The sequence below is a fragment of the Empedobacter sp. UBA7494 genome, assembly GCF_002478465.1.
In the GTDB taxonomy this organism is placed as follows: domain Bacteria; phylum Bacteroidota; class Bacteroidia; order Flavobacteriales; family Weeksellaceae; genus Empedobacter; species Empedobacter falsenii_B.
The window spans coordinates 1-12,477 of the sequence record NZ_DLOC01000091.1 but is presented as its reverse complement, the minus strand read 5'-3'; the positions used below and the strand labels follow the sequence as shown (position 1 = coordinate 12,477).

14 protein-coding genes are annotated in these 12,477 nt (G+C 32.0%); 8 read left to right on the top strand and 6 right to left on the bottom strand.

The window, feature by feature from the left end:
* Positions 1-134: 134 nt before the first annotated feature.
* Both B4E95_RS10590 and mnmA read left to right on the top strand, forming a co-directional pair.
* A complete protein-coding gene (locus B4E95_RS10590) occupies positions 135-1,451 on the top strand; it encodes a Na+/H+ antiporter NhaC family protein (protein WP_291077421.1) in 1,317 nt (438 codons plus the stop codon).
* A 64-nt stretch (positions 1,452-1,515) separates the two neighbouring features.
* On the top strand, positions 1,516-2,709 hold the full coding sequence (gene mnmA / locus B4E95_RS10585; protein WP_291091455.1) for a tRNA 2-thiouridine(34) synthase MnmA: 1,194 nt from the start codon (positions 1,516-1,518) through the stop codon (positions 2,707-2,709).
* Positions 2,710-2,780: 71 nt separating this feature from the next.
* Here the strand turns inward: mnmA and B4E95_RS10580 are convergent, their stop codons facing one another.
* Positions 2,781-3,551, bottom strand: coding sequence for a CDGSH iron-sulfur domain-containing protein (locus B4E95_RS10580; RefSeq protein WP_286495388.1), 771 nt, complete (start codon positions 3,549-3,551; stop codon positions 2,781-2,783).
* 161 nt (positions 3,552-3,712) lie between these two features.
* On the opposite strand from B4E95_RS10580, the gene B4E95_RS10575 reads away from it, so the two are divergent.
* A complete protein-coding gene (locus B4E95_RS10575) occupies positions 3,713-4,192 on the top strand; it encodes a GNAT family N-acetyltransferase (protein WP_291077418.1) in 480 nt (159 codons plus the stop codon).
* A 3-nt stretch (positions 4,193-4,195) separates the two neighbouring features.
* Here the strand turns inward: B4E95_RS10575 and B4E95_RS10570 are convergent, their stop codons facing one another.
* The gene (locus B4E95_RS10570) at positions 4,196-4,918 is read right to left on the bottom strand and encodes a YqjF family protein (RefSeq protein ID WP_291091454.1); all 723 of its coding nucleotides are present in this window, start codon (positions 4,916-4,918) and stop codon (positions 4,196-4,198) included.
* Positions 4,919-5,008: 90 nt separating this feature from the next.
* Here B4E95_RS10570 and B4E95_RS10565 point away from each other — a divergent pair, with 90 nt between their 5' ends.
* Positions 5,009-6,043 carry an alpha/beta hydrolase gene (locus tag B4E95_RS10565; RefSeq protein WP_286495392.1) on the top strand — a complete coding sequence of 345 codons (1,035 nt, stop codon included), beginning with the start codon at positions 5,009-5,011 and terminating at the stop codon, positions 6,041-6,043.
* Positions 6,044-6,119: 76 nt separating this feature from the next.
* On the opposite strand, the gene B4E95_RS10560 is transcribed toward B4E95_RS10565, so the two are convergent.
* The 3 genes from B4E95_RS10560 to B4E95_RS10550 form a co-directional block, all read right to left on the bottom strand.
* Entirely contained in the window at positions 6,120-6,263 is a 144-nt protein-coding gene (locus B4E95_RS10560; RefSeq protein WP_286495393.1) for a hypothetical protein, read from the bottom strand.
* Between the two features lie 41 nt (positions 6,264-6,304).
* Positions 6,305-6,568 carry a flavodoxin family protein gene (locus tag B4E95_RS10555; protein ID WP_291059348.1) on the bottom strand — a complete coding sequence of 88 codons (264 nt, stop codon included), beginning with the start codon at positions 6,566-6,568 and terminating at the stop codon, positions 6,305-6,307.
* Between the two features lie 76 nt (positions 6,569-6,644).
* Entirely contained in the window at positions 6,645-7,136 is a 492-nt protein-coding gene (locus tag B4E95_RS10550; RefSeq protein WP_286495395.1) for a metallophosphoesterase family protein, read from the bottom strand.
* Positions 7,137-7,170: 34 nt separating this feature from the next.
* On the opposite strand from B4E95_RS10550, the gene truA reads away from it, so the two are divergent.
* The 4 genes from truA (at position 7,171) to B4E95_RS10530 (ending at position 11,253) form a co-directional block, all read left to right on the top strand.
* Entirely contained in the window at positions 7,171-7,926 is a 756-nt protein-coding gene (gene truA, locus B4E95_RS10545; RefSeq protein WP_286495396.1) for a tRNA pseudouridine(38-40) synthase TruA, read from the top strand.
* On the top strand, positions 7,913-9,673 hold the full coding sequence (locus B4E95_RS10540) for an ABC transporter ATP-binding protein (protein ID WP_286479684.1): 1,761 nt from the start codon (positions 7,913-7,915) through the stop codon (positions 9,671-9,673). The genes truA and B4E95_RS10540 overlap by 14 nt, the downstream gene beginning before the upstream one ends.
* A 77-nt stretch (positions 9,674-9,750) precedes the next feature.
* A complete protein-coding gene (locus B4E95_RS10535; RefSeq protein ID WP_280062513.1) occupies positions 9,751-10,167 on the top strand; it encodes a hypothetical protein in 417 nt (138 codons plus the stop codon).
* A gap of 135 nt (positions 10,168-10,302) precedes the next feature.
* A complete protein-coding gene (locus B4E95_RS10530) occupies positions 10,303-11,253 on the top strand; it encodes a LysR substrate-binding domain-containing protein (protein WP_038333906.1) in 951 nt (316 codons plus the stop codon).
* A 56-nt stretch (positions 11,254-11,309) separates the two neighbouring features.
* Here B4E95_RS10530 and B4E95_RS10525 read toward each other — a convergent pair whose 3' ends face one another.
* The gene (locus B4E95_RS10525; RefSeq protein ID WP_291091453.1) at positions 11,310-12,428 is read right to left on the bottom strand and encodes a calcium:proton antiporter; all 1,119 of its coding nucleotides are present in this window, start codon (positions 12,426-12,428) and stop codon (positions 11,310-11,312) included.
* Positions 12,429-12,477: the final 49 nt, after the last annotated feature.

Genomic DNA, 12,477 nt, shown 5'->3' with positions numbered 1-12,477 from the left:
AAGGAATATCTTTCGAAAGATGTTCCTTTTTTTATTCTACTGTCCTAAAAACTTATAAATCAATAAATATTTGATTTTCATGATTTAAAATTTCGATAGATATTTGCAGAATATTTTTCTGAATTTTTAGTAATATGATCATAAAAAAAGGAAATTTTTGGGCTTTATTGCCTTTAATCATTTTCATACTTGTCTATTTTTCGGCTTCTATTTATCTAAACGATTTTTACTCCGTTCCAGCATTGGTTGTTTTCATGTTGGCGCTCGTAATTGCATTTGTTCAATTCCCTAAGGTTTCATTTCATACGAAAGCCGAGGCTTTTTGTAAGAATGCGGGTGAAGAAACAATTATGTTGATGATTTTAATTTTTCTTCTCGCTGGAGCGTTTGGAAGTTTAGGATCTACAATTGGTGCTGTAGAATCAACAGTGAATTTATTTTTGAATTATCTTCCTTCTTCCTTTATTGTAGCAGGTTTCTTTTTGTTGTCTTGTTTTATTGCGACTGCTTTGGGAACATCGGTTGGAACAATTGTAACTGTTGCTCCGATTGCAGTGCAAATGGATAAAATGATCCCAGGTTCTATGCCAATTTTGTTAGGTGCAGTGGTTGGTGGAGCGATGTTTGGCGATAATTTATCATTTATTTCTGATACAACAATTGCTGCAACACGTACGCAAGAAGTGACCATGAAATCTAAATTTAAAACTAATTTTCGAATAGTAGTTCCAGCAGCTATTGTTTCGACGATTATATATTTTTCACTTTCTCAACATTTTGACACAACCAATTTCCAAGGAAAACAGTTAGATTTTGACTTGATTTTAATCTTACCTTATCTATTAGTTTTTGGACTAGCAATCTCTGGAATTAATGTGATTTGGGCTTTAATTGTAGGAATTCTTTCGTTTTTTGGAATTGGTTTGTTCTATTCTGGTGTTCCTTTACTAGACTTAGTATCTTCTATTAATGAAGGTTTTAAAGGAATGTTTGAGTTGAGTATTATTTGTTTAATTATTGGTGGAATTGTTGGAATTATTCGTTTGAATGGCGGATTAGATTTTATCATTTATCATCTAACCAAAAATATTAAAACAAAACGTCAGGCTGAGATGAGTATTGCATCGCTTACAGCTTTGGCGAATGCTTGTTTGGCAAATAACACGATTACAATTTTGATTTGTGGTAAAATTGCAAAAGATATTTCTGATCATCATGATTTAGAGGGAAAACGTGTGGCAAGTATTTTGGATACGGTTTCATGTTTTGTACAAGGAATCTTACCTTATGGTGCACAAGTTTTGGCTGCTGTTGCTGCTGCAAATACAATTTCAAGTAGAACAAAGGTTTCTTCGGTTGATGTTTTATCAAACTTATATTATCCATTTTTAACTGGAATTTGTACCCTTATTTTTATCCTATTTTTTCAGTCAAACTCATTCAAAAAATAGATTGATGTTGGATCGTCATTCGTCGAATATTATTTTATAACTTTGTAGACTGAAATTTTTTAAGATGAAAAGAGTTGTCGTAGGACTTTCTGGAGGAGTAGATTCAAGTGTTACAGCCTATTTGCTAAAAGAGCAAGGCTATGATGTGATCGGATTATTTATGCGTAATTGGAACGATGCATCAGTAACGTTGGAAGATGAATGCCCATGGATAGAAGATAGTGCAGACGCTTTGTTGGTAGCTAAAAAATTAGATATTCCTTTTCAGGTAATTGATATGTCTGATTCGTACAAAGAACGTATTGTAGATTATATGTTCAATGAATACGAGCAAGGAAGAACACCAAATCCTGATGTGTTGTGTAACCGAGAAATTAAGTTCGATTTGTTTTTGAAAACAGCTTTAGAACTTGGAGCAGATTACGTTGCAACAGGACATTATGCACGAAAAACTTCTACAATTGATGAAAATGGAAAAGAGATTTTTCAATTGTTAAAAGGTTATGATAACAATAAAGATCAATCGTATTTCTTGTGTCAATTGTCGCAAGATCAATTAAGCAAAGCATTATTCCCAATTGGAGATATAGAAAAACCAGAAGTAAGAAGAATTGCGCAAGAGCAAGGCTTGGTTACAGCGAATAAGAAAGATTCGCAAGGTTTATGTTTTATTGGAAAAGTTAGTTTACCCGAATTTTTGCAACAACAATTAAAACCAAAAGAAGGTGTAATTGTAGAAATAGCCAAAGATTGGAACGGATATAAAAGAGAAATTCCAACTTTTGCAAATAAATATGAAGCATTAGATTTCGAAGCAAAAGGTTTCTCATATAAACAAGAAGACGGAGAAATTGTAGGTAAACATCAAGGTGCACATTATTTCACTCGCGGTCAACGAAAAGGATTGGGAGTTGGAGGAAAAGTAGAACCTTTGTTTATTATTGATACAGATGTAGAGACAAATGTTGTTTACACAGGTCAAGGTGCAAATCACCCAGGTTTGTTGAAGAAAGCATTGTTTATAAAAGAGGAAGAAGTACATTGGGTTCGCGAAGATTTAACTTTAAAAACAGACGAAACAATGGAAGTGATGGCGCGTATTCGTTACCGTCAACCTTTGCAAAAAGCAATTTTACACAAAGCTGAAAACGGAATGTATGTCGAGTTCGAAAATCCTCAATCTGCAATTACAGAAGGTCAATTCTGTGCGTGGTATGTTGATGACGAACTTTTAGGTTCTGGTGTTATTAATAATTAAAAATATAAACATCATTATTAACATAAAACGCTCAGGATTTTCTTGAGCGTTTTTATGTTAATATCATTTTATTAAAAAACTTTCCCGTCTGCTTTTGGTTGCTTTGGTAATCCATCTTGAAATCTCATAGAAGCATGTGTTCCATCACAAAAAGGCTTATTAGAAGATTGTCCACAACGGCAAATTGTTTGTCGATTTCGCACTTCGTAATATTCGCCATTCGCACTTTTTAGCGGAATTCCTCCCCATAATGCATAAGGACCACTCAAATCATTCGCAACATCTTCAATAATTCCAACAGAAGCTGAGGTGTTATCATCTTCAATTGGTTGATTATTTTCATCCCAAACAATCAACCGTCCAGAAGGACAATGATGTGCCATTTCAACACTCAAATCAACAGAGTTTTGTGTAGAATCTTCAACTTGGTTCCAAATACGTTTTCCATTGTCACAAAATCGAGCAAAAGCACATAATTTTTCGTCATCAGTGAGCGAAACAACAGGTCCTTCTATAACTTCTGCAGTTAATAATTCGGGATTGAAAGTTGCTTTTTCAGTTAAATCCACACCATTTTCTGTTGCTTTTTTATGCGAACCATCACAATAAGGTTTGTGCTGGGATAATCCACAACGACAAATATAAGTTGCATCTTTTGCTTCAAATTCTTCTCCTTCTTGGTAATTGATAGAAATTCCTTGCTGATTTGGAACGATAAATTGCTGAACAATTTTAGGTTTTCCGTGCAAGATATAAGGTCCATTTTCTGTGACTTCTACATAGATACCATCTGTATTTTGAGTTGTCCCGATTTGAATATTTAACTTATTTTGATTATCCATAATTGTAGATTTTAGATTGAAATTATCTACAATTTAAAAAGTATTTTAGTTAGAATGATTTTAAATTTTTATTGATAATTCGTTAAAATTTAATAGATAAACCTTGTTGTTTTTACATAAGATTTAGAATGTTTTGATTAATTTTAATTAAAATAATTAGCATGTCGACAATTCAACTCAAACATACAGAAACCAAACATCACGATGCTTTGTTATACAATTTGCCAGAAGACCAAATTCCTTTTACAGCCTTGCCTAGCGAGACTTTTGAGCGTTTGAAATTACGCACAGATGGACATGCAAAACCAATTACAATTTTGTTAGATGAAGTGCCAATTGGTTTTTTTGTGTTAGATTATGGTGACGATAAATTGGAGATGACGAATAATACGAATTCGTTGTTGTTGCGTTCTTTATCGATAAATCCAGAATTTCAAGGAAAGGGTTACGGAAAAATTTCGATGAATTTGATGGATGATTTTGTAAAAGATAATTTTCCTACAATTGATGAATTGGTTTTAGCGGTTAATTTCAACAATAAATCAGCATATGATTTGTATCTAAAAGTCGGTTATATAGATGACGGTTCTCAACGTGAATGGTTCAATGGAATGCAACATTTGTTGAAGAAGAAAATTTAATTGTTAAACTCTTTCTTTCTCCCAAGCGACAACTTGCACACCTTCTGAATAATGCACTAAATCTGGTCTCGAATGGATATTTAAATCTTGAAGTTGGTAATCAATCGTTAAAAAATCTAATTCAAGTTGATTGATTTTCCATGGTAAATGTTGAATTTCATAACGAAACAATTGATTGTGATCTTCCAAATACAAACAATATCGTTCAGTCAAAAATAAATCCAATTCAGTTTTGTGTTTTACTTGCATTCCAACATGGAAATCCGTTAATAAAGAGAAATTTCGTTTGGGATGATTGGCTTGATAAGAATTTTCGGTTCTGTTGATATTTGATTTTTCGTATGGTAAACCTGATAATGATTTAGCTAAAATTGCAGAAAATAATTTTCCAGCTTCAATCGATAAAAAATAAACGCCAGGTTTTTCGTCTTTTGTCACATAGGTTCTCAAATTAATTTCGTCAAAATCAGAAATAGGAGAGAATGCAGGAAAAAAGCGAGGTCGAATTTTTTCCATTGTAAAGGCGACAAGCGAAACCCAAGCAGAATCATTTATTTCATCAATTTCTAAATCTTTTGGAACTAATTCTCTCAAAATTTCTTTGTCAATTCTGTAATGAAAAAATAAAGCTTTGTTCCATTCTTGATAATATTTCCACGATTTTGAAGGATATTGCCAAGCACGATGATTTGTTTCGTCTAAAATTTGTTTGATTGTATATTTCACTTAAAACCTTGTTAAACTTATGGTTGAAGGTACAAAATCTATTGCGAAATAAAGAAAATTGTAGTTACTTCGCATACCAATTTTTATCATATGAAAAACTTGTTTTATATCTTCGTGATTAGTTTTTTAACGTCATGTGCAGCAATACATAATGTGCCAACCTCTCAGAATCCAAATAATTTTATTCAACCAAATACAACAAGTTCTTTTGTGGATCAAAACGGAAATTTTTACCCAGATAATTGGTTGAAATCGTATGGTAAACCTCCTAAAAATGCAAGTCGTAGAGATTATTCATTAATGAAAATTGCGACTGAAAGCAATTTTCAAAATCAATTAACTTCTTATGAAAGTTTGCGTTTGAAAAATATCGAAAAAAGAGTTAAAAATAAGAAACGTGTCATCATTTTTGTGCATGGAATTGACAATGATTATATGTTTAGCTTGAAAAATTACAACAAAGCCAAAACTTATATGAATATTAATTCTTCGAATGATGAGGTAATTAATTTTTATTGGGATGGATTGGTGAACGAAAGTCTTTTTGGAGCAGCAAAAGTTTGGGTAAGTGCAACGACAAATAGCCAAATGGCGGGCGTTTTTGGACTTCGTAGAATTTTGAATGTCATTCATAACAAAGATGTTTATTTGATTTCGCATAGTCGTGGCGCATCGGTTGTTTTGAGTTCACTTGTGAATCCTTCGTTACGCGAAAGTGAAATAAAACGTGCTGAAAATGCGCATCATGTGGATTTTACGAATGCAGAAACTTTGTTAGAAAATAACAATAAAATTTATAGTATTATGTTGGCGCCTGCAATTGGAAAAATTGATTTTACGTTGGATAATAATCAATTAAAAACGTTTACACCTCAATTAAAACGTATGCATATCACGATAAATGACACGGATTATGTATTAGGGAAAGGAAAGATTGGATTTTTATCTCGAAGTTTGATTGCGACAGATTTTGGTTACAAAAAAGATTTGTTTGATGAACTTTCTAAAAATTATACATTTTTAGAAGAAACTGATTTTTCCGGACAAGATTCGCACGAATTTAGAGAATATATCACTAATCCGAAGTTTATTACAATTCTGAAAGAATTCAAGTTGGCCAAATAAAGGGAGGTTAGAAGTGCAAAACTCGAAATGCGAACTTCGCTTATTCATTTCCTAAATAGTAATTCAAACTTCGTTATTATACGTTGTTTTGCTTCAAATAATGTTTTCTTCCAATATATTCTAAATGAAGAAAATTTGCAGTTTCAATAAAAGGTAAAAAGAAATTATCATCCAAATGATTTTCGATAGAACTTGTGATAACACGTACTTTTTTACCCATTAATTTTCGTCCAATTGTTTCTTGAGAACTAATTAAATTTATTAATCGATCAAAGAAATTTTCATCAAACTACTCATCGAATACCAATAAACCGGTGTCGCAAAAATTATTTCTTCAAATTCTATAATTTGATTAATGATTTCTAAGAATTGATCTTTGTCAGAATAAGTTTCATCATCATTATAAAGTTCAATAGTATAATCAATCAATTTTAAACAAGCTATTTCAGGATAAATTTCTTGAATCAATTTCGTTGTGTCACCATCTCTATTGTGAGAACCGTTTATAATAATTTGCTTATTCATTTTACATTCAATATAATTCAAAAAAATTATAGTTTCGCTTACAGCATTTCGCATTTCGAGCTACGAACCTCGCAAATCATTTCTTAAACTCAATCACTTCTAAATTTTCAATTTTTCCTTTATTCAACTCAAATCGTAACATCGTACGAACTTTCTGAAAACCGTGTTTACCAACTGCGCCAGGATTCATATGAATTAAACCCAATTGTTTATCAGGCATCACTTTTAGTATATGTGAATGTCCACAAATAAATAATTTCGGAGGATTTTCTGTGATTTCTTTTCGAATTGCAGGATTATATTTTCCTGGATAACCGCCAATATGCGTAATCCAAATATCAACACCTTCCAACGTAAATCTGTTGTTGAGCGGGAATTCTGCGCGAGCTTTATTATCATCAATATTTCCATAAACAGCACGCAAAGGTTTTATTTCAGCCAATTTATCGGTTACAGAAATATCGCCAATATCTCCAGCATGCCAAATTTCGTCTGCTTGTTGTGCATATTCCAAAATTCTATCGTCGATATAAGAATGCGTGTCCGAAAGTAAAAGAATTTTCTTCAAAAGGTTGTATTTTTGTTGCTCAAATTTACAACAATTGCGATATTTTTTAGAATTAGCATACAACGGAAAAAATTATTTTGGTTATCAAATTCAACCTAATCAAATTTCGGTTCAAGAAGTTATTGAAGATAGATTGTCTAAAATCTTAAGAAAAGAAATTTCGATTGTCGGAGCAGGGCGTACAGACTCTGGTGTTCATGCGAAAAAGATATTTATTCATTTTGATTATGAAGATGAATTATCGGTTGATTTAATCAAAAAATTAAATTCTTTTTTACCAAAAGACATCGCTGCTTATCGTTTATTTTTGATGGATGATGAAGCGCATGCGCGTTTTGATGCGACTTCGCGTTCGTACAATTATTTTATTTCACCTTTCAAAGATCCTTTTGCTTTTGATAGTGCTTGGATTTTTAACCGAGAATTGGATATTGAAAAAATGAATGAAGCAGCAAAATTGTTAATTAAGCAAGGAGATTTCGGAAGTTTTGCTAAATTACATACCGATGTGAAAACAAATATTTGCGATGTAAGAGAGGCGTTTTGGCGCAAAAATGAAAACGGACAATTGGTTTTTCAAATCACTGCCGATCGTTTTTTGCGAAATATGGTGCGCGCAATTGTTGGAACATTGGTTGAGGTTGGATTAGGAAGAATTTCTATCCATGATTTTGAAGAAATTATTGAACAAAAACAACGTTCTTCGGCAGGAGCTTCGGCGCCAGCGCAAGGATTGTATTTGGTAGATGTTCAATATCCAAAAGAATTATTTAAAAATGAGTTCAAATAACGAAAATACATCGTTTGATTTTAATGGATTAAAACGTGTTTTACAAATCGGGGCGCAAAGCAAAGTGATGTTTTGGTCGGTGGTTTTTGTAGCGGTTTTTAGTGCGTGTTTTTCTGTTTATCGTCCGTATTTAACGGGAAATATCATCGATGATTATATTCAGACAAAAGATTTACCAGGACTTCAAATGCAAATCGTGAAACTATCTTTGGTATTAGTTTTCGAAGGAATTTTGTCTTTTTTTATGGTTTATTTAGCGAATGTTGTTGCACAGCGAGTTATCCGTTTGTTGCGTGTTCGTTTGTATAATCATTTGATAAAATTCAAGCTTGGTTATTTCGATAAAACGCCAAATGGCGTTTTGGTGACGCGTTCAGTTTCTGATATTGAAACGATTGCAGAGGTTTTCAACGACGGAATTTTAGTGATGTTAGGCGATGTATTGAAAATCGTTTTCATCGTTTTTGTGATGTATTGGATGAACTGGGTTTTGGCAACGGTTGTGATTGTGATTCTTCCGTTGATGATGATTATTACACGATTATTCCAAAAAGCATTGAAAAATGTATACCAAGAAGAACGTACAATTGTGGCGAAATTAAATACGTTTGTGCAAGAACGATTAACAGGAATGAATATTATTCAGGTTTTTAATCGTCAGCAAGCAGAATATGACAAATTCGTTTCGATTAATAATGATTTAAAGAAAAACTATCTAAAAACAGTTTTCTATTTTTCATTAATGTTTCCTGTTGTCGATATTATTTCGGCTTTAGCAACGGGAAGTTTGATTTGGTTTGGAGGGCTTAGAACTGCTGTTTATGGAGATGTTTCTGTCGGAGATTTGATTGCTTTTACACAATATGTTACGTTGTTAACTGCTCCAATGCGTGCAATAGCAGAGCGTTTCAATACGATTCAGCGTGGTTTGGTAGGAGCGGATCGTGTGTTCAAAATTATTGATGATGATCAAACTTTACCAGATAATGGAACAATAAAATTAGATCATGTAAAAGGTAAAATCGATTTTGAAAATGTGAAGTTTTCTTATGTTCCGAATAATTTGGTTTTGAAAGGAATTTCTTTTTCGACAAAACCAGGTGAAAAAATTGCAATTGTAGGTGCCACAGGTGCAGGAAAATCTACTATAATTAATTTATTGAGTCGTTTTTATGACATAGATTCTGGAACAATTAAAATAGATGATGTAAATATTCATGATATGGAATTGAAGAATTTACGTCAACACGTTGCAGTTGTTTTGCAGGATGTTTTCTTGTTTAATACAACGATTTATGACAATATTGTTTTAGGTAATAAAGATATTTCGTTGGAAGAAGTACAAAATGCTGCGAAAATTATTGGAATTGATAATTTTATCATGTCATTACCAAAAGGCTATTACAGTGAGGTAAGCGAGCGTGGTTCGACACTTTCTGTAGGTCAACGTCAATTGATTTCATTTTTGAGAGCATATATTTATAATCCAGAGATTTTGGTGTTGGACGAGGCTACTTCTTCTATTGATACAGAGTCGGAAGAATTGATACAAAAAGCAACGGATAAGCTAACACAAGGTAGAACTTCTATCATTATTGCACATCGTTTGGCGACGATTCAAAATGCAGATAAAATTATTGTGATGGATAATGGAATGATTGTTGAGCAAGGTACACATAGCGAATTGTTGGCTCAGAAAGGTTATTATGCCAATTTATATGAAGTCCAATTCTCGAAAGAAAATTAAAAATTTAACAGAAATAAATCGTTAGATTTGTTTAACTTGAACAATCAATAATATTAACTTTAAAACTCTAATTAAAAATGAAAAAATTATTTTTAGCTGCTGCAGTATTAGGTGTAGTTTCTTTATCTTCTTGTAAATCTGAAAAAGAAAAAGTAGATGCAAAAGTAGAAAATACGCAAGAAAATGTAGCAAATACAGTAGAAGAGCAAGTAGAAGCTGGAAAAGAGACAATGGATAAAGTTGCTGATGTAGCAAAAGATTTACCAACTTTCTCTGATCCAAAAATTACTGAATTTGTTGGAAAATACAACAAATGGGCTGCTGACATGAAATTAGCTGCAACTGCTGGTGATGCAAATAAATTAGCTGAATTGACAAAACAATCAGTAGATTTTCAAAAAGAATTACAAGGTTTTACTCAAACTTTGAAACCAGAAGATGCTAAAAAATTACAAGATTGGACAGCTGAAATTCAGAAACAATTAAACAAATAATTAAATTTATATTTAATGATAAGCTCGAATTTATTCGGGCTTTTTTTATGGATTAAATTATGATTTAAGATATAGATTGATAATATAATAATGTATATCTTTATCACAAAAATTTATAGATATCAATTTTTATATATGACATTAGTACAATTACAATATGTGCTGGCAGTGGCTGAGCATAAGAACTTTACAATTGCTGCTGATAAATCCTTTGTAACTCAACCAACATTGAGTATGCAGATTCAGAAATTGGAAAAAGAATTGAATATTGATATTTTCGATAGAACATCGCATCCAATCAAAATCACTCAAATTGGAGAGAAAATTGTTGCGCAAGCAAAAACAATTTTAATGGAAGCTAACCGAATGAAACACTTGGTAAACGAAGAAAAAGGTTTGTTAGAAGGTGATTTCATTATTGGTGTTATTCCTACTGTTTTACCTTCTTTGGTACCATTATTTTATAAAACATTTCAGAAAAATAATCCGAAATCGAATCTTATTATCAAAGAATTGCAAACGGATAAAATTATAAAAGGAATAAAAGATGGTTCGTTGGATTTTGGTATTGTGGTTTCGCCACTTTTCGAAGATCAAATTATCGAAAAACCTCTTTATTATGAACCATTGGTGGCTTATGTACCAAACGGGCATCGCTTATCTGACAAAGATAAAATCAATGAAGATGATCTAAACACTTCTGATTTATTAATCTTGCAAGAAGGACATTGTTTCAGAAATAATGTGTTGGCTTTATGTGATACTTCTAATCTGAAAAATCGTCCGATTAAGTTAGATTCAGGAAGTTTTGAAGCCTTAGTTAAATTAGCAAATGATGGATATGGAATGACCTTGTTGCCTGCTTTGGTTGCAGATGATTTGCCACAAGAGTATAAGAAATTTGTTAAAAACTTTGAGTCGCCAGTTCCAACACGTGAAGTTTCGTTAATTTTTCATCAATCTCAATTAAGAGATTCTTTCGAGAAAGAATTAATCAATACAATTCAAAGTATTTTGAGAGGAAAAATATTCTTAGAAAAAGATCAAAAGTTAGATTCGAATATGGTTTCTTTACCAAAAAAATAATAAAAAACGACTCAAAATTAAATTTTGAGTCGTTTTTTTATGTCTTTAAATTTCCTTTAAGGAACTATTGTTGTAAATAAATACGTAGCAAAAAGTGTTAATAAAACAATTCCTTGCTGAATATTTGTTCGACCAGAATTTAATGATAAATAAACAGTGAATAAGGATAATACTAATAAGATAGATGATTTTGCATCTATTCCTAATGTTACTTCTAGTCCTGTAAAATAACATACGATTGCTACAGCAGGAATTGTTAATCCAATTGATGCTAAAGCAGAGCCTAAAGCCAAGTTAAGGCTTGTTTGTAAACGGTCTTGTTTTGCGGCTTTATATGCGGCTAAACCTTCTGGTAATAAGATAACTACGGCAATTATAATTCCCACCAATGATTTTGGAGCACCTAAATCCATCACAATTGTTTCGATGGTTGGCGATAATTTTTTTGATAATAAAACAACTGCACACAAAGCAACTAATAATAAAACTAAACTCGAGATTGTAGTCAATAAATTTGGTTTTTCGACATGTAATTCTGATGTCACATTATCTTTGCTAGTTTGCGGTAAGAAATAATCGCGATGACGAATGGTTTGGACAGAAATAAATCCGCCATATAAAATAAGAGAAATAATTGCGACAAAAATTAATTGACTTGTCGAAAATTCTCCTCCTTTTTCTGAAGTTAAAAAATTAGGTAAAACTAAGGTTAATATAGATATTGCAACTAAAGTAATTAAAGCAGTTGAAACACCTTGTTTGATAAAGTTCTGTTCTCTATAACGAACTCCTCCAGCCAATAAACAGATTCCGATAATTCCGGTAAGAATAATCATTACAGCAGCAAAAACGGTATCTCTTGCCAAAACAGAAGGGAAGCCAGTAGGTTCGGACATCATCAATGAAACAATAAGCGAAACTTCTATAACTGTAATAGCTAAAGCTAATATAATGGTTCCGAAAGGTTCGCCAACTTTATGTGCAACAACTTCCGCGTGATGTACGGCTGATAAAACAGCTGAAATTAGAATAATTCCTAAGATTGCTGAAAACCACATCTGATCTTTAAATCCTTCGGCTATAGTTAATGAAAATATGGCAAGAATGGGACAGATGATTGTCCAGTATGGTAAAGCTAAATTGAATTTTTTTGAAAGAAAATTATCTACATGCATTAATTATAAGGTTTTGGATTTTTACAAATTTAATAAATAATATTGATAA

What these genes read in the sequence shown, in the direction of transcription:
- B4E95_RS10555 (WP_291059348.1), bottom strand. Translation starts at nt 6,568, where the DNA reads ATGAATAAGCAAATTATTATAAACGGTTCTCACAATAGAGATGGTGAC.
- B4E95_RS10525 (WP_291091453.1), bottom strand. Translation starts at nt 12,428, where the DNA reads ATGCATGTAGATAATTTTCTTTCAAAAAAATTCAATTTAGCTTTACCA.
- B4E95_RS10560 (WP_286495393.1), bottom strand. Translation starts at nt 6,263, where the DNA reads ATGGGTAAAAAAGTACGTGTTATCACAAGTTCTATCGAAAATCATTTG.
- B4E95_RS10590 (WP_291077421.1), top strand. Translation starts at nt 135, where the DNA reads ATGATCATAAAAAAAGGAAATTTTTGGGCTTTATTGCCTTTAATCATT.
- mnmA (WP_291091455.1), top strand. Translation starts at nt 1,516, where the DNA reads ATGAAAAGAGTTGTCGTAGGACTTTCTGGAGGAGTAGATTCAAGTGTT.
- B4E95_RS10530 (WP_038333906.1), top strand. Translation starts at nt 10,303, where the DNA reads ATGACATTAGTACAATTACAATATGTGCTGGCAGTGGCTGAGCATAAG.
- B4E95_RS10575 (WP_291077418.1), top strand. Translation starts at nt 3,713, where the DNA reads ATGTCGACAATTCAACTCAAACATACAGAAACCAAACATCACGATGCT.
- B4E95_RS10565 (WP_286495392.1), top strand. Translation starts at nt 5,009, where the DNA reads ATGAAAAACTTGTTTTATATCTTCGTGATTAGTTTTTTAACGTCATGT.
- B4E95_RS10535 (WP_280062513.1), top strand. Translation starts at nt 9,751, where the DNA reads ATGAAAAAATTATTTTTAGCTGCTGCAGTATTAGGTGTAGTTTCTTTA.
- B4E95_RS10580 (WP_286495388.1), bottom strand. Translation starts at nt 3,551, where the DNA reads ATGGATAATCAAAATAAGTTAAATATTCAAATCGGGACAACTCAAAAT.
- B4E95_RS10540 (WP_286479684.1), top strand. Translation starts at nt 7,913, where the DNA reads ATGAGTTCAAATAACGAAAATACATCGTTTGATTTTAATGGATTAAAA.